Origin of the sequence: Streptomyces sp. NPDC059668, assembly GCF_042734135.1 — a bacterium.
Classification (GTDB): domain Bacteria; phylum Actinomycetota; class Actinomycetes; order Streptomycetales; family Streptomycetaceae; genus Streptomyces.
Map to the genome: position 1 here is coordinate 1 of NZ_JBHWEL010000084.1, position 24,186 is coordinate 24,186.

The window sequence follows — 24,186 nt, forward strand, 5'->3', positions numbered from 1 at the left end:
GTCTTGCGTTTCCGACTCTATCAGACCGTTTCCGTATCCGATTTCCTCGGTGCTTTCCAGGTTTCCGCTTTCGCGTTTCCCTTTCCGGCGAGTCCGACTCTATCAGATCCTTTCGGGCCTGATTCCCAGTCAGTGGGGTTTGTCTTCCCGGCTGTTGGGCCGTTCCGACGAGTGAGACTTTAGCGGATTCCTGGCCCCCGAGCTAATCGGGGGGCGTCCTTTCGAACACGGATTCCTCATTCCGCAAACGCGCACACAAACGAATCGACGACGAGTCGCCGTTCGCTGGATGCTTGGTGCGGGATGGCTGTCCGGGGACCGACCGGGGTCGGCGCTCACGTCGGACAACTCGGAGAACACTACGTACGGGGCAAGGGTGTGTCAACTCGGCCCCGGACGCCCCTGGGACGCGTACCCTCGGAGCCATGACGACACATACGTGCACCCAGCAGTGGTGGGCCGCCTGACGGCGGCCGTACTCACGTATGTACACAACGGCCGCCGCCCTGGCGGCCGTTTCTGTTTCTCCCTCCTGGGGGGCCGGCCGGAAGGTGCGGCGGCCTCGACCAGAGGGTGGAGAGATGAAGCGGATCTTCAGCGGGGTCAAGCCGACCGGGCATCTGACACTGGGCAACTACCTGGGGGCCGTGCGCCGCTGGGCCGACGTCGATCAGCACCGGGCCGACGCCCTGTTCTGCATCGTCGATCTGCACGCGCTGACCGTGGACCACGATCCGGGGCGGGTGCGCAGGCTCAGCAGGCAGGCGGCGACGTTGTTGCTCGCCTCGGGGCTCGATCCGCAGGTGTGCACCGTCTTCGTACAGAGCCATGTCGACGAGCACGCCCGGCTGTCCTACCTGCTGGAGTGCGTCGCCACCGACGGGGAGATGCGTCGGATGATCCAGTACAAGGAGAAGGCCGCGCGGGAACGGGAGCGGGGTGGGAGCGTGCGGCTGTCGCTGCTGACCTATCCCGTGCTGATGGCGGCGGACATCCTGGCGTACGGGACCGACGAGGTGCCGGTGGGGGACGACCAGACACAGCACGTGGAGCTGACCCGGGATCTCGCGGTGCGGTTCAACCAGCGGTACGGGCACACGTTCGCGGTGCCGCGGGCCACCCGGCCCGAGGTCGCCGCGCGGGTCATGAACCTTCAGGACCCGACGTCGAAGATGGGGAAGAGCGACGACGCGGGGCCGGGTGTCGTCTATCTGCTCGACGAACCGGACGTGATGCGGAAGAAGATCATGCGGGCGGTCACGGACAGCGGGCAGGACGTCGTCCACGACCCGGAGGGACGGCCGGGGGTCTCGAACCTGCTGGAGATCCTCGCCGCATGCGAGGGCACGGACCCGGAGACCCTCAGCGGTGCCTATCAGTCGTACGGCGCCCTGAAGAAGGACACCGCCGAGGCCGTGGTCGAACTGCTGCGGCCGTTGCGGGAGCGGCACCAGCAGCTGTGCGCCGACCCCTCCTACGTGGAGGGCGTGCTGCGGGACGGTGCGGCGAAGGCGAGGGAGATGGCCAGACCGCGGGTGGACTCGGCGTACCGCGCGATCGGGCTGCTGGCGGCGGGCTGAGACGGCGAAGGGGCCGGGCCCGCTCGCCCGGCCCCTTCGCCGTCTCATTCACCGGTCCCGCTAGCTGTTGCCGGAGGCCAGCTCGCGGCTGCGGTCGCGGGCGGCCTCCAGCGCGGCGATGAGGGCCGCCCGTACGCCGTGGTTCTCCAGCTCGCGGATCGCGTTGATCGTGGTGCCCGCGGGGGACGTCACGTTCTCGCGGAGCCGCACGGGGTGCTCCCCGCTGTCGCGGAGCATCACGGCGGCGCCGATCGCGGACTGGACGATCAGGTCGTGGGCCTTGTCGCGGGGCAGGCCGAGCAGGATGCCCGCGTCGGTCATGGCCTCGACCAGATAGAAGAAGTACGCCGGGCCCGAGCCGGAGAGGGCGGTGCAGGCGTCCTGCTGGGACTCGGGGACACGGAGCGTCTTGCCGACGGCGCCGAAGATCTCCTCGGTGTGGACGAGGTGCTCCTCGGTGGCGTGGCTGCCGGCGGAGATGACGGACATGGCCTCGTCGACGAGCGCGGGGGTGTTCGTCATGACCCGGACCACCGGGGTGCCCACGGTCAGACGCTCCTCGAAGAACGAGGTGGGGATGCCGGCCGCACCGCTGATGATCAGGCGGTCGGCGGGGAGGTGCGGGGCGAGTTCGCCGAGGAGGGTGCCCATGTCCTGCGGTTTGACCGTGAGGATCAGGATGTCGGCGTTCTTGGCGGCCTCCGCGTTGGTGACGGCCGTGACCCCGTGGCGCTCCTGGAGTTCCCTGGCGCGCTCGGGGCGGCGGGCGGTCACGAGGAGGTCGGCGGGATCCCAGCCGGACCGGATCACTCCGCTCAGCAGGGCTTCGCCGATCTTTCCGGTACCGAGGACTGCGACTTTCCGGGTCATGGTGCGGGTGCCCTCCAGGGGTGCGTCGTCCTGGGGTCATCCTCGCACCCGGGCCGTGGCGCGCGCTGGTCCGTCCGGCCGGCGGACGGCCACGGCGCGTCACCGCGTGCGGCGCCTCAGGGTGGCGGCGCCGAGGACCAGGACCAGGACGGCGCAGCCCGCCACGATCAGGGCGTCACGGAGGAACGTGGCCGTCAGGTCGGTGTGTTCGAGGACCTCGTTCATTCCGTCGACGGCATAGGACATGGGGAGGACGTCGGAGACCGCTTCCAGGGCCGGATGCATGCTGGAACGGGGCGTGAAGAGGCCGCACAGGAGGAGCTGGGGGAAGATCACCGCCGGCATGAACTGGACCGCCTGGAATTCGGAGGCCGCGAAGGCCGAGACGAAGAGGCCGAGGGCCGTGCCCAGGAGCGCGTCGAGCAGAGCGACCAGCAGGAGGAGCCACGGGGAGCCCGTGACGTCGAGGCCCAGGAACCAGACCGCGAGGCCGGTGGCGAGGGCCGACTGGACGACGGCCACCACGCCGAACGCGAGGGCGTAGCCGGCGATCAGGTCGCCCTTGCCGAGCGGCATGGCGAGCAGGCGTTCCAGCGTGCCGGAGGTCCGCTCGCGCAGCGTGGCGATGGAGGTGACCAGGAACATCGTGATCAGCGGGAAGATTCCGAGGAGCGAGGCCCCGATGGAGTCGAAGGTGCGCGGGCTGCCGTCGAAGACGTAGCGCAGCAGGACGAGCATCAGACACGGGATGAGGATCATCAGCGCGATGGTGCGCGGGTCGTGGCGGAGCTGACGCAGTACGCGCGTCGCGGTGGCGGTCGTACGGGAGTGGTTGATGGCGCTCGCCCTCGTGCCCGTGCCCGTGCCCGTACTCGTGCTCGTGCTCGTGGTGTCGGTGAGGCCGGTGTGGGTGCCGGTGGTCATCGGACGGTCTCCTTGCGGTTCCTGTCGGCGGTCGCGTTCGCCTCGTCGACCAGGTGGAGGAAGGCGGCCTCGACGGTCTCGGAGCCGGTGCGCTCGCGCAGGGCGTCGGGGGTGTCGTCGGCGAGGATCTCGCCCTCGCGCATCAGCAGGAGGCGGTGGCAGCGCTCGGCCTCGTCCATGACGTGCGAGGAGACCAGGAGGGTGGCGCCCCGGTCGGCGGCGATGGCGTGGAAGAGGGTCCACAGGTCGCGGCGGAGGACCGGGTCGAGGCCGACGGTGGGTTCGTCGAGGACCAGGAGTTCCGGGGTGCCGAGGAGGGCGACCGCCAGGGAGACGCGGTTGCGCTGGCCGCCGGAGAGGTTGCCCGCGAGCGAGTCGGCGTGGGAGGTGAGGTCGACGTCGGAGATGGCCCGGGTGACGTGGTGGTGGCGGCGGTCGGCGGCCGCGCGTCCCGGGTCGAGGACCGCGGCGAAGTAGTCGAGGTTCTGGCGGACGGTCAGGTCGTCGTAGACGGACGGGGCTTGGGTGACGTATCCGATGCGGGAGCGGAGGGCGGCGTCGCCCGCGGGACGGCCGAGGACTTCGAGGGTGCCGGTCACCTTGGCCTGGGTGCCGACGGTGGCCCGCATGAGGGTGGACTTGCCGCAGCCGGAGGGGCCGAGCAGTCCGGTGATCCGGCCGCGCGGTACGGCGAAGTCGAGGCCGTGCAGGACGGTGCGGGGGCCCCGGGTGACGGTGAGGCCCTCGGCGCGCACGGCGGGGTGGGAGGCGGCGGGGGATACGGAAGAGGGGGGAGGGACAGAGGGGTTGAGGGAGTCGGAGGGGTCCGGGGAGTCGGCCGGGGTCGGCGTGTGCCTCGAAATATTCATCACGTGATGAATATTGCTCCCGTGGGCCGCGGCCGTCAAGCCCGGGCGCGTTCGACGGCGCAGGCGCGCGGCGGCGCGATCGGAAGGGGTCGCTCCGGGGTGCGGTGCGGGTGGTGCGCTTCCGCGTTCACGTGGCGGTCACACACAAGGGCTGCGCGATCAACTCCCGTTACCGACAATGGATTTCAGTGCGTGGTCATATGCCCACCGGCCGCTGGACCGCGCCCGTACGTCCGCCGCGCCCTCCCCCGGCTCGGCAGCCCACGCGTCTGCCGCTCTGGACCGGAGGTGCTGTTGTGATGCGCAAGGCCGATCTGTTCGCGTCCCTCGTCGTGTTCCTCGTCGCGCTGCCCCTGTGCGTGGGGGTCGCCATAGCGTCGGGTGTCCCGGCCGAACTGGGGCTGGTGACCGGGATCGTCGGCGGCCTGGTCGCCGGGATGCTGCCCGGCAGCAGTCTCCAGGTCAGTGGGCCGGCGGCCGGGCTGACCGTGCTGGTGTACGAGGCGGTGCAGACGTACGGGCTGCCGGCGCTCGGTGTGCTGGTGCTCGGGGCCGGTCTGGTGCAGCTCGTGCTCGGGGTGCTCCGGCTCGGGCGGTGGTTCCGGGCGGTGTCCGTGGCCGTGGTGCAGGGGATGCTCGCCGGGATCGGGCTCGTGCTGGTCGCGGGCCAGGTGTACGCGATGGGTGACGCCTCCGCGCCCGCGACCGGGCTCGGCAAGATCACCGGGCTGGTCTCGCTGCCCGGTGCCGCCGACCCGGTGGCCCTCGCGGTCGGGGGCGCCACCGTGGCCGTACTCCTGCTGTGGCCGCGATGGCGGCGCGGGGCCCGGGTGGTGCCCGCCCCGCTGTTGGCGGTGGGGCTCGCGTCGGCGGCGACCGGCCTGTTCGATCTCTCCGTACGGCGGGTGACGGTGCGCGGGCTGCTGGAATCCGTGCAGCCGCCGTCCCTGGCGGAGCTCGGGCGGCTCACGGAAGTGGGCGTGTTCGGGACGGTGCTGGCGTTCGCGCTGATCGCGTCGGCCGAGTCGCTCTTCAGCGCGGCGGCGGTGGACCGGCTGCACCGGGGACCGCGGACCGACTACGACCGTGAGCTCATCGCGCAGGGCGCGGGGAACGCCGTGTGCGGGGCGCTCGGGGCGCTGCCCATGACCGCGGTGATCGTGCGGAGCGCGGCGAACGTGCAGGCGGGGGCGCGGACGAAGGCGTCGCGGGTGCTGCACGGGGTGTGGCTGCTCGTCTTCACGGCGGTGGTGCCGGGGGTCCTAGGGATCGTTCCGGTGGCGGCGCTGGCGGGACTGCTCGTGCACGCGGGCTGCAAGCTGGTGCCGGTGCGGGAGGTGAGGGTGCTGTGGCGCGGGCACCGGGGCGAGGTCGTGGTGCTGGGCGTGACGGCGGTGGCCATCGTCGCCGGGAACCTGTTCGAGGGGGTGCTGGTCGGACTGGCCCTCGCCGTGGCCAAGACCGCGTGGGACATCAGCCATGTGCACGTGGAGACCGAGGACCTGGGGACCGCGGGCATGGTCGTACGGGTGATGGGGAACGCGACGTTCCTGCGACTGCCGAAGCTGCTGGACGCCCTGGAGGCGCTGCCGCACGACCGTGACGTACGCCTGGAGCTGGGCGGGCTGCGCCATGTGGATCACGCGTGTGCGGCGGCCCTGGAGCGGTGGGCCGCCGCGCGGGATCACGAACGGGTCGCCACGATCACCAGCACGTCGTAGACCTCCTCTACCTGCCCGTCCGGGAACGCCTCCAGGAGGTGGGCCCGCTCCTCGGCGAGGAAGGCCTCGGTGCCCTCCTCGCCGAGGACCAGGAAGATCGAGTGGCTGGTGATGTTGGCGAGATGGGTGTCGACGGGGACGCGACGGCTCCAGCGGACGACGCGGTGGGCGTGGTCCGGGATGTCGGGAGCGCCTTCGAAGGCGAGTTCGGTACGGGTGCCGGCCACGCCCTCCTTGCTGCCGGTGCCTCGCTTGCTGGCCTGCTCGTCGTCGAAGTACCGCTCGATACGGCGTGTCTGGGCGGCGATCCAGGGGACGTCGAGGGCGTCCGTGTTCCACCAGAGCGCGAGGACGCCGCCGGGTCGCAGGACCCGGAGTGCCTCCGGCAGGGAACGGGCCGGGTCGGTCCAGTGCCAGGACTGGGCGTACGTCAGGAAGTCGGCGCAGGCGTCGCGGAGCGGGAGGGCGTTGCCGTCGCCCCGGACGATCGGGACGCCGGGGACGGTACGGCGGAATTCCGCGGCCATGCCCGCGCCGGGCTCCACGGCCAGGACGTGCGCGCCCCTCGCGCGCAGCAGCACGGTGGCGATGCCGGTGCCGGCGCCCACGTCGACGACCCGTGCGCCGGTGAGGGGGCGGCCGGCGAGTTCTTCGATCACGTCGAAGAGGGCGGGTGGGTAGGAGGGGCGGTTCGCGGCGTACTGGGCCGCGGCGGTGTTGAAGGAGTGGGCGCGGGTGGCGCGGGTCCGGTTCCGGGTGTCGGCGTCGGGTCCGGTCGGCGTCTCGGGTTCGGCGCCGCCGCCGGTGCCGGCCTGGGCTTTCGCCTCGGTGCCGGCGTCGGTGTCGGAGTGGGAGGAGGGGGTCATACGTTCATGGTGACGGGTGTGGCTGTGGGGGCACAGGGGTTTTCGTCCCCGCCGCCCCGGGCCGGAGTGTGGGACTCCGGTGCCGGACGGGGGTGCCGTCAGGACCCGGCGGCCCGGCGCTTCTTCGACGGATTGCGGGTGCGGCCCGCGGACCGGCGCTCGTACCTCGTACGGGCCGTCTCGTACTCCTCGCGGTGCAGGGTCTCGCCCGGGGCCTCGGTGAGGGAACGGACGGAGTACGCGAGGAGGGTGCCGACGAAGCCGATGGCCAGCAGGCCCCGGAGGGAGGCCTGGCGGTCGGGGTCCGGGCGCTTGGAGAAGGCGTCCCAGCTGTGGCGGAAGGCGAGCGCGCTGCACACCGCGAACATGACGACCACCAGGATCGTCACCGGCCGGCCGACGTCCGCGATCGTCAGGCCCTGATAGGCGAAGCGCAGCACGAAGCAGGCGGCCACCGCGGCGACGAGCGAGCCGGCGGCCACGCCGGCGCGGCGGCCGGCGTAGCCGCCGTCGTGCTCCACCCAGGTCGTCCCGAAGAAACGGAGGGGCTCGGGCTGGGGTCCCGCGGGGGTACCGGTACGGGTCTCGGTCGTATCGCTCACACGACGATTATCGCTCCGGCCGGCCGCGGGGCCCGGTTTCACCCGAACCCCTGGGGGCGTTCGGTCAGGCGCAGCGCGGCGCGATGTAGCCGTCGCTGCCCGTCTTCACGTAGGCGTCGGCCACGTACTCGCCGTTGCCGACGTTGTCCCAGATGTTCGACGTCCCGTAGTACCCGCTGACCTTCTCACCAGGGGTCTGGCAGAAGATCACGACCCTTGAGCCCGTCGGCAGGACCCTGACGATGGAGTAGCCCGTGCCGGGTCCGCTGCGGACGTTCACGCTGGCGCCGGGTGCGGTCGGGTAGGTCGTCAGCCCGTCCGCGGACGCGGCCACGGGCAGCGCCGTCACCATCAGAAAGGCGCCGACGACAGCACCGGCGCACACGACGGACCTGCGTCCCTGGAGTTTCATCCCTCTGTCCTGTCACTAGGGGTGCGGGTGCCCCCACGCCGGTCACCGCCGACGTGGCGGCCGGTTCAGGCGCAGCGCCCCGCGACGTAACCGTCGCTGCCCGTCTTCACGTAGGCGTCGGAGACGAACTGGCCGTTGGAGATGTTGTCCCAGATGTTCGTCGTCCCGTAGTAGCCGCTGACGGACTCGCCAGGACACTGGCAGTAGATCGGGACCGACGAGCCCGCCGGCAGGGTGCGGACGATGGAGTAGTGCGTGCCCGGGCCGCTGCGGACGTTCACGCTGGTGCCCGGTGCGATCGGATACGTCTTGAGCGCAGCCACGCTCGAGGACTGCGCCTCCGCACCGTCGGTGATCTCTATGTCTTCCGTGGCCATCCTGGCCTCCCCCGCTGAATGATTCACGCCAACTCGGCGCCGAGCGCCGAGGCTAGCAAGCCGCCGATGTTTCGCACGAAGGATCGACTAGGCTCTGCGCGTCGCGCATGCGGACATACCCACGGGGGTGAGTGATGTCGCCACAGCGCAGCGCTGGAACCGAACCGGAAGCGGAACATCCGATGTACGCCGGGCAGTACCTGCTGGAGTCGCAGCTCGGCTCCGGCGGCATGGGCGTCGTACATCTGGCGCGCTCAGCCTCCGGGTTGCGGCTCGCCGTCAAGGTCGTACACGCGGAGTACTCCCAAGACCCCGAGTTCCGAGGGCGGTTCAAGCAGGAAGTGGCTGCGGCTCGACGGGTCAGCGGTGCCTTCACCGCGCCCGTGGTCGACGCCGATCCCGAGGCCGAACATCCATGGATGGCGACGCTCTTCATTCCCGGGCCCACCCTCGCCGAACACGTGAAGCGGAACGGCTCGCTGGGCCCGGCTCCGCTGCGCCAGCTGATGGCCGGGCTCGCCGAGGGTCTGCGTGACATCCACCGGGCCGGGGTCGTGCACCGTGATCTCAAACCCAGCAACGTGCTGCTGGCCGACGACGGTCCGAAAGTGATCGACTTCGGGATCTCACGGCCTTCCGACAGTGAACTGCGCACCGAAACGGGCAAATTGATCGGCACGCCGCCGTTCATGGCTCCGGAGCAGTTCCGCAGTCCGCGCGAGGTCGGGCCGGCCGCCGATGTCTTCGCACTCGGCTCGGTGATCGTGCACGCGGCCACCGGGAGCGGGCCCTTCGACTCCGACAGTCCTTATCTCGTCGCCTATCAAGTCGTCCACGACGAGCCGGACTTGACAGGGGTTCCGGAAGAGCTGGCCGATCTGGTCGCACGCTGCCTCGCCAAGGAACCCGAGGACCGGCCCACACCGGACGAGCTGATGACGGCGCTGAAGTCGGTGTCGGCCTCGTACGACACCCAGGCGTTCATTCCCGGGCAGCGTGGTGCGGGCGAGCGGGACACGAGGGCTGTACAGCGGAACGGTCCCCTGTCCGCGCAGGCCGGTCCTCCGGTGCCCGCGCGGTCGGCCCGACCGCTGGTGTCCGCCGCGGAGCCCGGTCCTGATCCCGATCCCACCCATCGCCGGGATCGCGCACTGCCCGGCGAGGGCGCGCGTCGGGGGGACGACCGTTACGGACCGGTGTCCGGGAAGGTGCCGGGGCGGCGTTGGCGGCTCCCCCTCGCCGCCGCCGCGAGCGTGCTCGCCGCCGTGGTCATCGGCGTCCTCGCCCTGCACGGCGGCCCGGGCGTCCGAGATCCGGAGAAGCACACGGGCGGACGGCCGTCGGGGGACTCCTTCCGGCCGTGGGACCTGTATCTGGGAGCCAGCGGCAGCAAGGCGGCCGGCCTGCCGCAGTGCACCTACGCGTCGCAGGAGTTGTACTGCGTGCGTCCGGGCGTCCTGGCCGCCTCGGTCGACCCGGCCGACGGGCGGGTGCTGTGGTCGCGCGGTGACACGCACCGCGGGAACCACCGGTCGACGGCGCCACCGGTGCTGTCCGGCGGACTGCTGCAGGTCCTCAGCGGGGACGGCCTGCACTTGCAGGCGCTGGATCCCGCCACGGGAGCGACCCGGTGGAGCCATGACCTCACGCGCTACAGCGGTGGTGTCACGCATGTCGACGGTGTCGTCCTGCTCACCGGACGTGACGGCGAGGTCACCGCTCTGGACGCGGCGACCGGCGAGGAGAAGTGGCGGCACGCCGTCCCCGGACAGTCGGCGCCGCACTTCGTGACGTACGGAGACGGTCTCGCCTACACGGTGGCGGAAGGCCGTACCGGCTCACGCGTGGACGCGGTGGATCCGCGGACCGGCTCCACCCGCTGGCACCGACGGCTGGACGGGCAGCTGAACGTGGTGGGCGCCCACGACGGCGTGGTCTGGTTCACCTCGATCGGCAGCGACCAGACCACGGACGCCGTCGTGCGCTACGACGCCTCGGCCGGTTCGGTGCGCCGCGTCGCGCTGCCGCTCCCGCTGCCGTCGTCACAGGGCGTCGTGCGGGGCGACACCGTGTATCTGCTCGCCGACGGGGGCACGCTGGTCGCCGTCGACACCCGGGCCTCGGCCCAACTCTGGCGTGCGGAGACCTCGGTGGCCATGGCCTCGGCTCCGGTCGTGGCCGGACAGCGGCTCTACCTCACCGGGGTGGACGGGCGGCTGCTCTGCGTCGACGCCGCGCGGGGCACCCTGCTCGGGCAGACCAGGGCGCGGCTCGGTGACGCGCGGGGCTCGCTGATCAGTGCGATCCCGGCGCCCGTCGCGGCCGGCGGGAAGGTCTACTCCTCCGCTCCCGACGGATCACTCTTCGCGGTCGACGGGAGCCGACCCTCCGCCTGGTGAGTCACGGGTCCTGAACCGGGGCGACGCCCGCGAAGAGGCCGGTAAAGGGGGCTGGTGAACCGCGAAGGGGCCGCCCCCGGCAGGAGCGGCCCCTGAAGTGCGCGGTGGTGGGTCAGCCCAGCTTGGAGACGTCGCGCACCGCGCCCTTGTCCGCGCTCGTCGCCATCGCGGCGTACGCGCGCAGGGCGGCCGAGACCTTGCGTTCGCGGTTCACGGGGGCGTAGACGCCGTTCAGGGCGGAGCGGCGGGCGGCCAGCTCCTCGTCGGCGACCAGCAGCTCGATCGAGCGGCCCGGGATGTCGATGCGGATGCGGTCGCCGTCCCGGACCAGGGCGATGGTGCCGCCGGAGGCCGCCTCGGGGGAGGCGTGGCCGATCGACAGGCCCGAGGTGCCGCCGGAGAAACGGCCGTCGGTGATCAGGGCGCAGGTCTTGCCGAGGCCGCGGCCCTTGAGGAAGGAGGTCGGGTAGAGCATCTCCTGCATACCCGGGCCGCCCTTGGGGCCCTCGTAGCGGATGACCACGACGTCGCCGTGGGTGATCTCCTTCTTCAGGATCTTGTCGACGGCCTCCTCCTGCGACTCGCAGACCACCGCGGGGCCCTCGAAGGTCCAGATGGACTCGTCGACACCCGCCGTCTTCACGACACAGCCGTCCACCGCCAGGTTGCCCTTGAGGACCGCCAGGCCGCCGTCCTTGGAGTACGCGTGCTCGGAGGAGCGGATGCAGCCGTTCTCCGCGTCCTCGTCCAGGGCCTCCCAGCGCTCGGACTGGGAGAAGGCCTCGGACGAGCGGACGCAGCCGGGGGCCGCGTGCCACAGTTCGACCGCCTCGGGGGACGGGGAGCCCGCGCGCACGTCCCACGTCTTCAGCCAGTCCGAGAGGGAAGGGCTGTGCACGGAGTGGACGTCCTCGTTGAGCAGGCCCGCGCGGTGCAGCTCGCCGAGGAGGGCGGGGATGCCGCCGGCGCGGTGCACGTCCTCCATGTAGTACGTGCGGTCCTTCGCGACGTTCGGGGCGACCTTGGCGAGGCAGGGCACGCGGCGCGAGACGTCGTTGATCTCGTCCAGGCCGAACGGGACGCCCGCCTCCTGGGCGGCGGCCAGCAGGTGCAGGATCGTGTTCGTGGAGCCGCCCATGGCGATGTCGAGGGCCATGGCGTTCTCGAAGGCCGCGTGCGTCGCGATGTTGCGCGGCAGGACCGACTCGTCGTCCTCGTCGTAGTACCGGCGCGTGATGTCGACCACCGTGCGGGCCGCGTCCTGGTACAGCCCCTTGCGGGCCGTGTGGGTGGCCAGCACCGAGCCGTTGCCGGGGAGGGAGAGGCCGATGGCCTCGGTCAGGCAGTTCATCGAGTTGGCGGTGAACATGCCGGAACAGGAGCCGCAGGTCGGACAGGCGTTCTCCTCGATACGGAGGATGTCCTCGTCCGAGATCTTGTCGTTCACCGCGTCGGAGATCGCGTCGACCAGGTCGAGCGTGCGGACCGTGCCGTCGACCAGGGTGGCGCGGCCGGACTCCATCGGGCCGCCGGAGACGAAGACCGTCGGGATGTTCAGGCGCAGGGCCGCCATCAGCATGCCGGGCGTGATCTTGTCGCAGTTCGAGATGCAGATCAGGGCGTCGGCGCAGTGGGCCTCGACCATGTACTCGACCGAGTCCGCGATCAGGTCCCGGGAGGGCAGGGAGTACAGCATGCCGCCGTGGCCCATCGCGATGCCGTCGTCGACCGCGATGGTGTTGAACTCGCGTGCGATGCCCCCGGCGGCCGTGATGGCCTCGCTGACGATCCGGCCGACCGGCTGGAGGTGGGTGTGGCCCGGCACGAACTCCGTGAAGGAGTTGGCGACCGCGATGATCGGCTTCCGGCCGATGTCCGCGCCCGGTACACCGGAGGCACGCATAAGGGCGCGTGCGCCCGCCATGTTGCGGCCGTGGGTGACTGTGCGGGACCTCAGTTCGGGCATCGTCGCTCGCTCCTTCGGAGAGTTGTGACCGGTATCGAGCCTACGCCGCCGCGCCAGGATTCGGACGCGGCGTCCGGAATGCGGGATGCCTGTCTCGGTGCGCGGGTACCGGGCGCGGGCCGCCGCGCGGGAGCACCGGGTGCCGGTGGGGGGTGGGGCGGGGCCGGCGGACGCCCGTGCAGGCCCGGGGTGCCGGGTCCCGTGGAAACCCGGGGCACCGGATGTCCGTGGAGCCCGTGACGCCCGTGGAGCCCGAGGAGGCCCGAGGGGCCGGGTTCCCTGGAGGTCCAGTCCGGGCACCGCGCCTCGCGGGTGCGTCGGGAGAGGTGCGCAGGGGGGTGCGCCGGGAGGGGTGCGCCGGGAGGGACCGCTCAGCCGCTCACGGCAGGGTGAGGTGGCCCTGCACCACCGGAGCCACCCGCGCGACGATCGCCTCCAGGTCCGCCGAGGCCAGCGGCTCGACCCTGATCACGTAACGGAGCATCGCCACCCCCACCAGCTGGGCGGCGGCCAGCTCGGCGCGGAGTTCGGCGTCGGGGAGGTCGACCTGCTGGGCGATGCGGCGCAGCAGCTGGGCGGCGATGAGCCGGCGGAAGACGGCCGCGGCGGTCTCGTTGTTCACGGCGGATCGCACGATCGCCAGGAGGGGCGCGCGGGTGGCCGGGTTCTCCCAGATGCCGAAGATGAAGCGGGTCAGGCGTTCCCCGACGCCGTCGAGGGGGCCGTCCTCGACCGCCACGGGCGCCGCCAGGGCGGGGGCGAAGGCGACCTCGATGGCCGCCTCGAAGACCTGCTCCTTGGTGCCGAAGTAGTGGTGCACGAGGGCGGAGTCGACCCCGGCGGCCTTCGCGATGCCACGGACCGACGTCTTCTCGTATCCCCGCTCCGAGAACTCCCCGCGGGCCGCGTCGAGGATGCGGTCGCGGGTGGCGGGGGCCGCCTCCGTCTGCGTACGGGAGGGGCGTCCCCGACGGCGGGGGGCTGCGTCCGTCACCGGCGGGGCACCTTGACCGCGGAGGCGAGGTGCAGGCGGGTGAAGGCGAGGGCCTCGGCGAGGTCCGCCTCGCGTTCGGCGCTGGACATCGCGCGGCGGGTGTTGACCTCGATGACGACGTGGCCGTCGAAGCCGCCGAGGGCGAGGCGCTCCAGGAGCTCGGCGCAGGGCTGGGTGCCGCGGCCCGGCACCAGGTGCTCGTCCTTGTTGGAACCGTTGCCGTCGGCGAGGTGGACGTGGCCGAGGCGGTCGCCCATGCGGTCGATCATCTGCAGGGCGTCCGTGCGGGCGGTCGCGGTGTGGCTGAGATCGATCGTGTAGTGGCGGTAGTCGTCCTTCGTGACGTCCCAGTCGGGGGCGTACGCGAGCATCTCGCGGTCGCGATAGCGCCAGGGGTACATGTTTTCGACGGCGAAGCGTACGTCCGTCTCGTTCGCCATCCGCCAGACGCCGGAGACGAAGTCGCGTACGTACTGGCGCTGCCAGCGGAAGGGAGGGTGCACGACGACCGTGCTCGCGCCGAGCTTCTCGGCTGCCGCCTGGGCGCGCTGGAGTTTGGTCCACGGGTCGGTGGACCACACGCGCTGGGTGATGAGCAGGCAGGGGGCGTGGACGGCGAGGATCGGCATTCGGTGGTGGTCGGAGAGCCGGCGCAGAGCGTCGACGTCCTGGCTGACGGGGTCGGTCCACACCATGACCTCGACACCGTCGTAACCGAGGCGCGCGGCGATCTCGAAGGCCGTCGCCGTCGACTCCGGATACACGGACGCCGTGGACAGCGCGACCTTCGCATCCGGGATGCGCACGACTGGTTCTGCCACGAGGGACAGAGTACGGGGAGTGGCGGGGAGGCGGGGAGGCGGTGACCCGGGGACCCCTACGATCCGGCCGCGCCGGCTTGAGGGGGTCTGGCTCCCGGCTCCGGCGAGGGCTCGGACCTCGTGCCCTCACCCCGCCAAGGGGCTCCGCCCCCTGGACCCCCGATCGCCTGAAGGGCTCGTCCTCAAACGCCGGACGGGCTCGATATGCGGGCCTGCGCCGGAACGCTCCGCACACCGGCCGAAGACGCGAGCCCACGTGGGAACGCGTCCGGCCCTACGGCCACGGCTCCGCCTACACCGACTCCATCTGGTCCAGACGCCGCAGGATGACGCCCTCGCGAAGGGCCCAGGGGCAGATCTCCACCGTCTCCACCCCGAAGAGATCCATCGCGCCCTCGGCGACCATCGCCCCCGCGAGCAACTGTCCCGCCCGCCCGGGGGAGACCCCGGGGAGTTCGGCCCGTTCGCCGACCGTCATCGAGGCGAGCCGCGGCACCCAGTCCTGCAGCGAGCGCCGCTTCAGCTCCCGCTGCACGTACAGCCCGTCCGTGGAGCGTGCCGCCCCGGTCAGCCGGGCGAGCTGCTTGAAGGTCTTGGAGGTGGCGACGACGTGGTCGGGGGCGCCGAACCGGCTGAACTCCCCCACCGTGCGGGCGATCTGCGCCCGGACGTGGCGCCGCAGCGCCTTGATGTCGGCGGGATCCGCCGGATCGGTCGGCAGCCAGCCGGCGGTCAGCCGCCCCGCGCCCAGCGGCAGCGACACCGCCGCGTCCGGCTCCTCGTCCAGGCCGTACGCGATCTCCAGCGATCCGCCGCCGATGTCGAGGACCAGCAGCTTCCCCGCCGACCAGCCGAACCAGCGACGGGCGGCCAGGAACGTCAGCCGGGCCTCCTCCGCACCGGTCAGCACCTGGAGCTCGACACCGGTCTCGGCCTGCACCCGGGCCAGTACGTCGTCCGCGTTGCTGGCCTCACGCACGGCGGAGGTGGCGAACGGCAGCATGGCCTCGACACCCTTGTCCTCGGCGGCCTCCAGCGCGTCCCGGACCGTCTCGATGAGTTTGTCGACGCCGTCGGAGCCGATCGCCCCGCTCTCGTCGAGCAGTTGGGCGAGCCGCAATTCGGCCTTGTGCGAGTGCGCGGGCAGCGGGCGCGCGCCGGGGTGTGCATCCACCACCAGCAGATGCACCGTGTTCGAACCCACGTCGAGGACACCGAGTCTCATGTACGGAACGCTACTGCGGCCGGGCCCGCCCGCCGTCCCCGGAGCGGCCTCCGGCGACTTACCCTGGACGCGTGCCAAAGACGAAAAAGGCGAAGCCTGACAATTCGACCAAGGGTTCTTCGCAGGCGAAGGACACCAAGTCCAAGAAGTCCCCGAAGGCGGCGCCGGTGAAGGCCTCGGCGTCCGACGAGAAGGGACTCGACTTCGCGCGGGCGTGGGTGGAGTTTCCGGATCCCGCCGATGACGAGCAGGTCTTCCGGTGCGATCTGACATGGCTGACCTCTCGGTGGAACTGCATCTTCGGCAGCGGCTGCCAGGGCATCCAGGCCGGTCGCGCCGACGACGGCTGCTGCACGCTGGGGGCCCACTTCTCGGACGAGGACGACGAGAAGCGGGTGGCCGGGCACGTGGCGAGGCTCACTCCGGACCTCTGGCAGCACCATGACGTCGGCCTGAAGACGGGCTGGGTCTCGGAGGACGAGGACGGCGAGCGCCAGACGCGTCCGTACCAGGGCTCGTGCATCTTCCAGAACCGGCCCGGTTTCGCCGGTGGCGCGGGCTGCTCGCTGCACATCCTGGCGGTCAAGGAGGGCCGCGAGCCGCTGGAGACCAAGCCGGACGTGTGCTGGCAGCTGCCGGTGCGCCGGACGTACGAGTGGATCGACCGGCCCGACGACACCCGGGTGCTCCAGGTCTCGATCGGCGAGTACGACCGCCGCGGCTGGGGTCCGGGCGGCCACGACCTGCACTGGTGGTGCACGTCGGCGACCTCGGCGCACGGAGCGGGCGACCCGGTGTACGTCTCGTACCGCCCGGAGCTCGTGGAGCTCATGGGCAAGGCCGGGTACGACCGGCTGGTCGAACTCTGCGAGCAGCGGCTGGCCTCGCAGCTGCCCCTGCTCGCACCGCATCCCGCGGACCCGGTCGCCTGACCGTCAGGACGGGACCGGGTCGCCGGTGCCCGCGGGCGGCGGGGTCGAGCCGTCCGGGTGCGACGGGGTCGGGTTCGTGGGCGTGGGGGTCGGTGACGGGTCGGAAGGGGTCGGTGAGGGGTCGGGGCCGGACGAGGGCGTCGCCGAGCCGGGGCCGGACGGGGTGGGGCTGCCGGGCGCCGGACCGGGGCCGGACCCGCCGGGGGCGGACGGGCCCGCGCTCCCGTACCCGCCGATCGTGACCACGGCGCCCGCGGGCGCGATCGCCACGCGCGCGCTCCAGTGCCCCACCGGCTGGCGGAGCTGGTCCACGTGCACCTTGATCGTCACGGACTCCCCGGGGGCGAGCGCGCCGGAGGACCGGCTGAGGTAGAGCCAGGGCGCCCCGGAACGCGCGGACCAGTGGACCGTCGAACTCCCCGACGCGGTCAGCGTGATGAAGGTCGTGTCGCCGCTGCCAGTGGCCTGTACGGAGAGCTGTCCGGCCGCGCTGCCCGCGCCCGCGGCGCTGGTGACCTCCACGGACACGTCCGGTGTGCCGTCCCCCTTGGAGAAGCGGCCGCCGGGTCTGGTGCTGGCGTTGCCCGCGTTCTCGTAGCCGCCCGCGTTCTCGCCGCCGATGCCGTCGTGGCCGTGCGCCTCGCTCGCGGTGGCCGGCCGGCCGTCGGCGCCCTCCCCGGTGAGGGGCGCGCCGCGGTAGGCCGCCCAGAGGGCGAGCACGGGCGCGGCGACGACGGTGGCGACCACGGTCGTGGTGACGGCCCGCGCCCGCAGCCGGTCCCGGCGGGCGGCCCGGTCCTTGGGGTCCATCGGGAAGCCGCGCCGGTCGAAGCGCGGGGCGCCGCCCCGCGTCCGGGGGACGTGCGCGAGCGCGATGTGCAGGGCGGCGCGCGGGGCCTCCAGGACGGGGAGCGCGGCGGGCGTGACGCTGGTGCCGGGCCAGGTGCCGGGCGCCGCGCGCTCGGCGGTGCGGCGGCAGCGCGGGCAGTCGTCGACGTGCCGGACGAGTTCGCGGCGCAGGCCGGCGCTCAGGACCAGCTGGCTGTCGCCGGTGAGATGGGCGACGCTCGGGCAGGTGCCGGTCTCGACGACGGCGAGGGCGGCGCGGGTGCGTTCGACCTCGCAGGCGGCGGAGGCGAGCAGCTCGCGCGCCTTGGCGGCGTCCATGCCGAGGACGGCGGCGACCTCGTGGGCGGCGAGCTGGTGGCGGACGGCGAGTTCGAGCGCCTCCCGCTGCTCCGGGGTGGTGCCGGCGGCCTCCGGCCAGGCCAGCAGGGCGAGTTCGCGCTGCCGCTGGGCCCGGACCTCCTCGGAGACGGGGGCGGCGAGCGCCTCGGCCGCGCGCCGGTCGGCGGCCTCCTTGTCGCCCCTGGGGGTCGTACGGCGGCCGGAGGCGTGCGTCGCCTGGTGTCTGCGCCGGGCCTCGGTGAGCTTGCGCAGGCAGGACCAGCGGGCGAGCGCGTACAGCCAGGCCCGTCGGTCGTCCGGGGAATCCGGGCTGCGCTGGCCCCGGCGGTCGGCGAGCGCCAGGACGTCGCCGAGCGCGGCGGTGGCCGCGTCGTGGTCGCACAGTACGGACAGGCAGTAGGTGAACAGGCCGTCCAGATAGGGCTCGTAGCGCGCGGGCGGGCGCAGGGCCGTCGTGCGGGCCGATGCGCCGCGGGGCAGGGTCACCCGCTTGCGCGCTGCGCCGTGCGCCCGGTGTGCGCCGGTGGTGTGCGTGGTGTGTGTCGAGGTCTCCGGACTGCTGCTCATCACCCGTGCGACCGTAGGTGCCCGACGGCGACCCCTTCTTCCCCCTTGAGCATATTTAATCCGTACGGGTGAAACGATCCCTCATAAGGGGACACGAACCTCCGATTCCGTGGCCTGGGCCTCCACGGGCGGCGACGGACGGGGGGCGCGCGACGGGTTCCGGACGGCGGAAGCCCCCGGCGCGACGGGCGGGCCGGAGGGCGCGGACCGGTGGCGGGCCCGCGGCGGGCATGACGGCCGAGGGCGCTGTCGGTGGCCTCGGCTACGGTTCGGTCATGGCTGCCCGTACGAAGACCGCGAAGGACCGGCCGTCCTACCGCTGCACCGAGTGCGGCTGGCAGACGGCCAAGTGGCTCGGCCGCTGCCCCGAGTGCCAGGCGTGGGGGACGGTCGAGGAGTACGGCGCACCCGCGGTGCGGACCACGACGCCCGGCCGTGTCACCACCTCCGCGGTGCCCATCGGCCAGGTCGACGGCCGCCAGGCCACCGCGCGCAGCACCGGCGTGCCCGAGCTGGACCGCGTCCTGGGCGGCGGTCTGGTGCCCGGCGCGGTCGTCCTGCTCGCGGGCGAGCCCGGTGTGGGGAAGTCCACGCTCCTGCTGGACGTGGCGGCGAAGGCGGCGAGCGACGAGCACCGCACGCTGTATGTGACGGGTGAGGAGTCGGCGAGCCAGGTCCGGCTGCGCGCCGACCGCATCAAGGCCATCGACGACCACCTCTACCTGGCCGCGGAGACCGACCTCGCCGCCGTCCTCGGCCATCTGGACGCCGTGAAGCCGTCGCTCCTCATCCTCGACTCGGTCCAGACCGTCGCCTCCCCGGAGATCGACGGCGCCCCGGGCGGCATGGCCCAGGTCCGTGAGGTCGCCGGGGCACTCATCCGCGCCTCCAAGGAGCGCGGCATGTCGACCCTCCTCGTGGGCCATGTCACCAAGGACGGCGCGATCGCGGGCCCCCGCCTGCTCGAACACCTCGTGGACGTGGTCCTGAGCTTCGAGGGCGACCGCCACGCGCGTCTCAGGCTGGTCCGAGGGGTCAAGAACCGTTACGGGACGACGGACGAGGTCGGCTGCTTCGAGCTGCACGACGAGGGCATCACGGGGCTGACGGACCCCTCCGGTCTCTTCCTCACCCGCCGCGCCGAACCGGTCCCGGGCACCTGTCTGACCGTGACCCTGGAAGGCCGTCGGCCCCTGGTGGTGGAGGTGCAGGCGCTCACGGTGGACTCGCAGATCCCGTCCCCCCGCCGGACGACCTCCGGTCTGGAGACCTCCCGCGTCTCCATGATGCTGGCCGTTCTCGAGCAGCGGGGCCGGATCAGCGCCCTCGGAAAGCGGGACATCTACTCGGCGACGGTCGGCGGTGTGAAACTCTCCGAGCCGGCCGCGGACCTCGCGATCGCCCTCGCGCTCGCGTCCGCGGCGAGTGACACTCCTCTCCCCAAGAACCTCGTCGCGATCGGCGAAGTGGGCCTCGCCGGGGAGGTCAGAAGGGTTACGGGAGTGCAGCGGCGGCTGGCCGAAGCACACCGACTGGGCTTCACCCACGCCCTCGTTCCGAGCGATCCGGGCAGGACTCCACCCGGTATGAAGGTCCTGGAAGTCGCCGACATGGGCGAGGCGCTGCGGGTCCTTCCGCGCTCCCGTCGTCGAGAGGCCCCACGGGAGGACGAAGAGCGCCGGTAGACTTTGCCCTGGTCTCGCCCGTCCGTACGAACCCAGGGCGACCGGAAACCGCGACCGGAGGAGTGCAGTGGCAGCCAACGACCGGGCAGCAGCTCCCGGAAAGTCCGGTGGGAGCTCCGGTGCCGATGGCCTGATGCGCGCCTCATTGAGCGCCGTGGCACCCGGCACGGCCCTGCGCGACGGGCTCGAACGAATTCTCCGCGGCAACACCGGCGGACTCATCGTGCTCGGCTGGGACAAGACCGTCGAGTCGATGTGCACCGGCGGTTTCGTGCTGGACGTGGAGTTCACCGCGACCCGACTGCGCGAGCTGTGCAAGCTCGACGGCGGCATCGTGGTCGACAAGGACCTCACCAAGATCCTCCGGGCCGGCGTGCAGCTGGTGCCGGACCCGACGATCCCCACCGAGGAGACGGGCACACGGCACCGCACCGCGGACCGGGTGAGCAAGCAGGTCGGCTTCCCCGTCGTCTCGGTCTCCCAGTCGATGCGGCTGATCGCCCTCTACGTCGACGGTCAGCGCCGCGTCCTGGAGGACTCCGCGGCGATCCTCTCCCGTGCCAACCAGGCTCTCGCGACCCTGGAGCGCTACAAGCTGCGCCTCGACGAGGTCGCCGGCACGCTCTCCGCGCTGGAGATCGAGGACCTGGTCACCGTCCGGGACGTGTCGGCGGTGGCCCAGCGTCTGGAGATGGTGCGGCGTATCGCGACCGAGATCGCCGAGTACGTGGTGGAGCTGGGCACCGACGGACGTCTGCTCGCCCTCCAGCTCGACGAGCTGATCGCGGGCGTGGAGCCCGAGCGCGAGCTGGTGGTCCGCGACTACGTGCCCGAGCCGACCGCGAAGCGCTCCCGCACGGTCGACGAGGCACTGTTCGAGCTGAACGCCCTCGCCCATGCCGAGCTGCTCGAACTGCCCACCGTGGCAAGGGCGTTGGGTTACACCGGCTCCCCCGAGGCACTCGACTCCGCGGTCTCGCCGCGCGGCTTCCGGCTCCTCGCGAAGGTCCCGCGCCTGCCCGGCGCGATCATCGACCGTCTCGTCGAGCACTTCGGCGGTCTGCAGAAGCTTCTCGCGGCCAGCGTCGACGACCTCCAGGCCGTCGACGGGGTGGGCGAGGCGCGGGCGCGCAGCGTGCGTGAGGGGCTTTCGCGGCTGGCGGAGTCTTCGATCCTGGAGCGGTACGTCTGACGGTCCCCTGGGTGAGCGGGGGGCTCGGTGACCCGGGGTCTCGGTGACCTGGCGTCTTGGTGACCTGGGATGTCGGTGGCCCGGGTGCCGGCTCACCCGGCGGCTGGGATCGTGTGGCGGTGCGGGGCGCCTGCCGGTGGGGGTCACCCAGCGGCGCGGGTCACCTGCGGGTGCAGGCCACCTGCGGTGCGGGGCGCCTGCCGGTGGGGAGGGCACCCGGCGGCGCGGGGCCACCTGCCGGACCGGGTCATCCGGCGGTGCGGGTCACCTGCCGGTGCGGGCCACCTGCCGGTGGGGATCACTAGGTGGTGCGGGTCCTGCCGGACCGGGTCACCCCGCGATGCGGATCACCTGCCGGTGCGGGCCACCTGCGGTGCGGGGCGCCTGCCGGTGAGGATCACCAGCTGGTGCGGGTCCTGCCGGACCGGGTCATCCGGCGGTGCGGATCACCTGCCGGTGCGGGCCACCTGCCGGTGCAGGCCACCTGCGGTGCGGGGCCCCTGCCGGTGAGGATCACCCCAGGTGGTACGGGTCCTGCCGGACCGGGTCACCCAGCGGTGCGGACCACTTGCCGGTGCAGGCCACCTGCGGTGCGGGGCCCCTGCCGGACCGGGGCAACCGGGACCCCGGGGGCTCAGTCCTGCGACAGTACGAACGAGGTCCGTGCCTTCGCCAGTCCCGGCGCCTTCGCCTCCACCAGGTAGGTGCCCGCGGACGCGGACCCCGCCGGGGGCGTCGCGCACTCGGGGGCGCTGGCCGTGCGGTCCCAGTCCACCGTGTAGGTCACCTGGCCACCGGCCGGCACACGGAAGAAGAGACTGGAGGCGTCCTTGGGGCAGTCCGCGGAGGACCAGAAGCTCTTGTCCTCCCCGGCCTGAGTGACCGTCAGCACCGCTTTCTTCGGGCCGAGATCGACCTTGCAGTCACTGCTGGAGGAGTTCTTCGCGATCAGCTGGATCGAGGGCTTGGCCCCGGGTCCGTACGAGTTGTGGACGCTGCGCAACGTCAACTTGACCGCGTCGGCGGCGCAGTTGGGGAGAGTGGAACCGGCCGGGACCTGATCGGCGGATCCGGCCGATCCCGCGGACCCGGCGCCTCCGCCGTCGGAACCGCCGTCCGAGCCGGCGCCTCCGGCCGATCCGCCGCCGGAACCGCCGCCGTTGCCGGAACCGTCACCGCTTCCGTCACCACCGCTGCCGCCGCCGGTGTTCGCGCTGCCGCTCGACTCGTCGCGGCCGCCCGGGTGTTGGCTTATCGCCGGGCCCGATCCCGAGGGGCCCGGGGTGATCGTCTCCACGGGGCCCTTCCCGTTGGAACCGTCCGCGCCCTTCTTGCCGCCGGCGCCGTTGCTGACGATCCAGACCGTCAGTAGCGCCAACAGCGCTACCAGAGACAGCAGAACGGCCCTCCGACGCCAGTAGATGGTGGAGGGTAGCGGCCCGACCGGATTGCGCAGAGATCCCACGGCGCAAACTGTACGAGAGATCGGGGCCGGGGCTTGCCCCACCCGCCGCCCTGGGCATCAACTTTTCCGGATCATCATCTCGACAGCCCGGCCCCGTTGTCGCCCCCGCCCCGTTTTCGCCCCCGCCGCCCCTACCCGTCCCATCCGTACCTGGGGGCTCCGCCCCCAGACCCCCGTCCGGCCTTGAGGGCCTTGTCCTCAAGGCCGGACGGGCTGATGGTGCGAGCCCGCGCCGGAGATCCCCAGCCCGTCCGGCGTTTGAGGACGAGCCCTTCGGACGAAGCGGGGGTCCAGGGGGCGCAGCCCCTTGGCGGGGGGCCCGGGTCGAAGGAACCCGGGCGCGCGCCGGTCGTGGGTGCGCAACCCGCCCATATACGCGAGAAGCACGCCCCGGCACCGACCCATGGCAGGATCGGAAGCGTCATGACTGCACCCACGATGCCCACACCCAGCCCCCAGCCCACCGCCCCCGGCGAGACCCTGCACGAGCCGGTGATCACCTGGTTCGACGAGCACGCCCGTGACCTCCCCTGGCGGCGCCCCGACGCCGGCCCCTGGGGCGTGATGGTCAGTGAGTTCATGTTGCAGCAGACCCCGGTGAGCCGCGTCCTGCCCGTGTACGAGCAGTGGGTGGCCCGCTGGCCCCGCCCCGCCGACCTGGCCAAGGAGGCGCCGGGCGAAGCCGTCCGCGCCTGGGGCCGCCTCGGCTACCCCCGCCGTGCCCTCCGGCTGCACGGCGCCGCGGTCGCCATAACGGAACGCCACGGCGGCGACGTACCCACGGAGCACGCGCAGCTCCTCGCGCTGCCCGGCATCGGCGAGTACACGGCCGCGGCGGTGGCGTCCTTCGCGTACGGCCAGCGGCACGCCGTGCTGGACACGAACGTGCGCAGGGTCTTCGCCCGGGCCGTGGCCGGGGTCCAGTACCCCCCGAACGCCACCACGGCCGCCGAGCGCAAGCTCGCCCGCTCCCTGCTCCCCGAGAGCGAGCGCACGGCCTCCCGATGGGCCGCCGCCTCCATGGAACTCGGCGCGCTGATCTGCACGGCGAAGAACGAGAACTGCCACCGATGCCCGATCGCCGCCCAGTGCGCCTGGCGGCTGGCGGGCAAGCCGGAGCACGACGGGCCGCCGCGCCGCGGACAGACGTACGCCGGTACCGACCGTCAGGTGCGCGGCAAGCTGCTCGCCGTGCTCAGGGAGGCCGTCACGCCCGTCCCGCAGTCCGCCCTGGACCGCGTGTGGGAGGAACCGGTTCAGCGCGCCCGTGCGCTGGACGGGCTCGTCGCCGACGGACTCGTCGAACCCCTCACGGGCGGTTTGTATCGGCTGCCGTTGACCTAGCGTCGGCCGTCCCCCGGCCCGCGCACCGCCAAAACATCCCCAACCAGGACATGTAGCCACCTCGCCTTACCCGCCTCCTCCTTCCGTTACACAACCGACGTACAGCCGAGTGCTCCTCGCAGGCTGTCTCGGACAACCCCGTGACAACGCCTCCGTAGCTTCATTCCCGTACCGCACGCAGACCGGA

General features: G+C 72.2%; 20 protein-coding genes. 7 read left to right on the forward strand and 13 right to left on the reverse strand.

Annotated features, from left to right (window positions below; translation table 11 throughout):
* Positions 1-581: 581 nt before the first annotated feature.
* Positions 582-1,580: a tryptophan--tRNA ligase gene (gene trpS / locus ACFV2J_RS36435; RefSeq protein WP_385442743.1), complete on the forward strand. Its 999-nt coding sequence runs from the start codon at positions 582-584 to the stop codon at positions 1,578-1,580.
* Positions 1,581-1,640: 60 nt separating this feature from the next.
* On the opposite strand, the gene proC is transcribed toward trpS, so the two are convergent.
* The 3 genes from proC to ACFV2J_RS36450 all read right to left on the reverse strand — a co-directional run bounded on the left by proC (position 1,641) and on the right by ACFV2J_RS36450 (position 4,243).
* Positions 1,641-2,450, reverse strand: coding sequence for a pyrroline-5-carboxylate reductase (gene proC, locus ACFV2J_RS36440; protein WP_385442746.1), 810 nt, complete (start codon positions 2,448-2,450; stop codon positions 1,641-1,643).
* Between the two features lie 99 nt (positions 2,451-2,549).
* A complete protein-coding gene (locus ACFV2J_RS36445) occupies positions 2,550-3,374 on the reverse strand; it encodes an ABC transporter permease (protein ID WP_385096526.1) in 825 nt (274 codons plus the stop codon).
* Positions 3,371-4,243: an ABC transporter ATP-binding protein gene (locus ACFV2J_RS36450; protein WP_385096523.1), complete on the reverse strand. Its 873-nt coding sequence runs from the start codon at positions 4,241-4,243 to the stop codon at positions 3,371-3,373. The genes ACFV2J_RS36445 and ACFV2J_RS36450 overlap by 4 nt, the downstream gene beginning before the upstream one ends.
* A 299-nt stretch (positions 4,244-4,542) precedes the next feature.
* Between ACFV2J_RS36450 and ACFV2J_RS36455 the strand changes: the two genes are divergently transcribed.
* A complete protein-coding gene (locus tag ACFV2J_RS36455) occupies positions 4,543-5,964 on the forward strand; it encodes a SulP family inorganic anion transporter (RefSeq protein WP_385096520.1) in 1,422 nt (473 codons plus the stop codon).
* Here ACFV2J_RS36455 and ACFV2J_RS36460 read toward each other — a convergent pair.
* The 4 genes from ACFV2J_RS36460 to ACFV2J_RS36475 form a co-directional block, all read right to left on the reverse strand.
* Complete coding sequence (locus tag ACFV2J_RS36460; protein ID WP_385442749.1) at positions 5,928-6,830, reverse strand: class I SAM-dependent methyltransferase; 903 nt, start codon at positions 6,828-6,830, stop codon at positions 5,928-5,930. The two genes, ACFV2J_RS36455 and ACFV2J_RS36460, sit on opposite strands and share 37 nt — an antisense overlap.
* Positions 6,831-6,928: 98 nt before the next feature.
* Positions 6,929-7,432, reverse strand: coding sequence for an EamA/RhaT family transporter (locus ACFV2J_RS36465; RefSeq protein WP_385442752.1), 504 nt, complete (start codon positions 7,430-7,432; stop codon positions 6,929-6,931).
* A 64-nt stretch (positions 7,433-7,496) separates the two neighbouring features.
* Positions 7,497-7,844: an SH3 domain-containing protein gene (locus ACFV2J_RS36470; protein ID WP_385092013.1), complete on the reverse strand. Its 348-nt coding sequence runs from the start codon at positions 7,842-7,844 to the stop codon at positions 7,497-7,499.
* Between the two features lie 65 nt (positions 7,845-7,909).
* Positions 7,910-8,221 carry an SH3 domain-containing protein gene (locus ACFV2J_RS36475; RefSeq protein ID WP_385092010.1) on the reverse strand — a complete coding sequence of 104 codons (312 nt, stop codon included), beginning with the start codon at positions 8,219-8,221 and terminating at the stop codon, positions 7,910-7,912.
* A 134-nt stretch (positions 8,222-8,355) separates the two neighbouring features.
* Here ACFV2J_RS36475 and ACFV2J_RS36480 point away from each other — a divergent pair, with 134 nt between their 5' ends.
* Complete coding sequence (locus ACFV2J_RS36480) at positions 8,356-10,620, forward strand: PQQ-binding-like beta-propeller repeat protein (protein ID WP_385092007.1); 2,265 nt, start codon at positions 8,356-8,358, stop codon at positions 10,618-10,620.
* Between the two features lie 112 nt (positions 10,621-10,732).
* Here the strand turns inward: ACFV2J_RS36480 and ilvD are convergent, their stop codons facing one another.
* The 4 genes from ilvD to ACFV2J_RS36500 all read right to left on the reverse strand — a co-directional run bounded on the left by ilvD (position 10,733) and on the right by ACFV2J_RS36500 (position 15,626).
* The gene (ilvD, locus tag ACFV2J_RS36485; protein WP_385092004.1) at positions 10,733-12,586 is read right to left on the reverse strand and encodes a dihydroxy-acid dehydratase; all 1,854 of its coding nucleotides are present in this window, start codon (positions 12,584-12,586) and stop codon (positions 10,733-10,735) included.
* Positions 12,587-12,965: 379 nt separating this feature from the next.
* Entirely contained in the window at positions 12,966-13,580 is a 615-nt protein-coding gene (locus ACFV2J_RS36490; protein ID WP_385092001.1) for a TetR family transcriptional regulator, read from the reverse strand.
* Complete coding sequence (locus tag ACFV2J_RS36495) at positions 13,577-14,401, reverse strand: sugar phosphate isomerase/epimerase family protein (RefSeq protein WP_385091998.1); 825 nt, start codon at positions 14,399-14,401, stop codon at positions 13,577-13,579. The genes ACFV2J_RS36490 and ACFV2J_RS36495 overlap by 4 nt, the downstream gene beginning before the upstream one ends.
* A 292-nt stretch (positions 14,402-14,693) precedes the next feature.
* Positions 14,694-15,626, reverse strand: a complete 933-nt coding sequence (locus tag ACFV2J_RS36500) for a Ppx/GppA family phosphatase (RefSeq protein ID WP_385091995.1) — start codon at positions 15,624-15,626, stop codon at positions 14,694-14,696.
* A gap of 71 nt (positions 15,627-15,697) precedes the next feature.
* On the opposite strand from ACFV2J_RS36500, the gene ACFV2J_RS36505 reads away from it, so the two are divergent.
* Positions 15,698-16,558 carry a hypothetical protein gene (locus ACFV2J_RS36505; protein ID WP_385091992.1) on the forward strand — a complete coding sequence of 287 codons (861 nt, stop codon included), beginning with the start codon at positions 15,698-15,700 and terminating at the stop codon, positions 16,556-16,558.
* 3 nt (positions 16,559-16,561) lie between these two features.
* On the opposite strand, the gene ACFV2J_RS36510 is transcribed toward ACFV2J_RS36505, so the two are convergent.
* The gene (locus ACFV2J_RS36510; RefSeq protein WP_385442759.1) at positions 16,562-18,316 is read right to left on the reverse strand and encodes a hypothetical protein; all 1,755 of its coding nucleotides are present in this window, start codon (positions 18,314-18,316) and stop codon (positions 16,562-16,564) included.
* Positions 18,317-18,588: 272 nt separating this feature from the next.
* Between ACFV2J_RS36510 and radA the strand changes: the two genes are divergently transcribed.
* Both radA and disA read left to right on the forward strand, forming a co-directional pair.
* Positions 18,589-19,998 (forward strand): DNA repair protein RadA, encoded by a 1,410-nt coding sequence (gene radA / locus ACFV2J_RS36515; protein WP_385095659.1) that lies wholly within the window; start codon positions 18,589-18,591, stop codon positions 19,996-19,998.
* Between the two features lie 67 nt (positions 19,999-20,065).
* A complete protein-coding gene (disA, locus tag ACFV2J_RS36520; protein WP_385095662.1) occupies positions 20,066-21,190 on the forward strand; it encodes a DNA integrity scanning diadenylate cyclase DisA in 1,125 nt (374 codons plus the stop codon).
* Positions 21,191-21,824: 634 nt separating this feature from the next.
* Here disA and ACFV2J_RS36525 read toward each other — a convergent pair.
* Positions 21,825-22,655 (reverse strand): hypothetical protein, encoded by an 831-nt coding sequence (locus tag ACFV2J_RS36525; RefSeq protein WP_385095665.1) that lies wholly within the window; start codon positions 22,653-22,655, stop codon positions 21,825-21,827.
* A gap of 423 nt (positions 22,656-23,078) precedes the next feature.
* On the opposite strand from ACFV2J_RS36525, the gene ACFV2J_RS36530 reads away from it, so the two are divergent.
* Positions 23,079-23,999: an A/G-specific adenine glycosylase gene (locus ACFV2J_RS36530; protein WP_385092800.1), complete on the forward strand. Its 921-nt coding sequence runs from the start codon at positions 23,079-23,081 to the stop codon at positions 23,997-23,999.
* The last annotated feature ends 187 nt before the right edge of the window (positions 24,000-24,186 follow it).

Excerpts from the sequence above, each read along its gene's own strand:
- ACFV2J_RS36475 (WP_385092010.1), bottom strand. The coding sequence starts at position 8,221 with ATGGCCACGGAAGACATAGAGATCACCGACGGTGCGGAGGCGCAGTCC.
- radA (WP_385095659.1), top strand. The coding sequence starts at position 18,589 with ATGGCTGCCCGTACGAAGACCGCGAAGGACCGGCCGTCCTACCGCTGC.
- ilvD (WP_385092004.1), bottom strand. The coding sequence starts at position 12,586 with ATGCCCGAACTGAGGTCCCGCACAGTCACCCACGGCCGCAACATGGCG.
- proC (WP_385442746.1), bottom strand. The coding sequence starts at position 2,450 with ATGACCCGGAAAGTCGCAGTCCTCGGTACCGGAAAGATCGGCGAAGCC.
- ACFV2J_RS36530 (WP_385092800.1), top strand. The coding sequence starts at position 23,079 with ATGACTGCACCCACGATGCCCACACCCAGCCCCCAGCCCACCGCCCCC.
- ACFV2J_RS36445 (WP_385096526.1), bottom strand. The coding sequence starts at position 3,374 with ATGACCACCGGCACCCACACCGGCCTCACCGACACCACGAGCACGAGC.
- ACFV2J_RS36480 (WP_385092007.1), top strand. The coding sequence starts at position 8,356 with ATGTCGCCACAGCGCAGCGCTGGAACCGAACCGGAAGCGGAACATCCG.
- ACFV2J_RS36500 (WP_385091995.1), bottom strand. The coding sequence starts at position 15,626 with ATGAGACTCGGTGTCCTCGACGTGGGTTCGAACACGGTGCATCTGCTG.
- ACFV2J_RS36470 (WP_385092013.1), bottom strand. The coding sequence starts at position 7,844 with ATGAAACTCCAGGGACGCAGGTCCGTCGTGTGCGCCGGTGCTGTCGTC.
- trpS (WP_385442743.1), top strand. The coding sequence starts at position 582 with ATGAAGCGGATCTTCAGCGGGGTCAAGCCGACCGGGCATCTGACACTG.
- ACFV2J_RS36450 (WP_385096523.1), bottom strand. The coding sequence starts at position 4,243 with ATGAATATTTCGAGGCACACGCCGACCCCGGCCGACTCCCCGGACCCC.
- ACFV2J_RS36460 (WP_385442749.1), bottom strand. The coding sequence starts at position 6,830 with ATGACCCCCTCCTCCCACTCCGACACCGACGCCGGCACCGAGGCGAAA.
- ACFV2J_RS36455 (WP_385096520.1), top strand. The coding sequence starts at position 4,543 with ATGCGCAAGGCCGATCTGTTCGCGTCCCTCGTCGTGTTCCTCGTCGCG.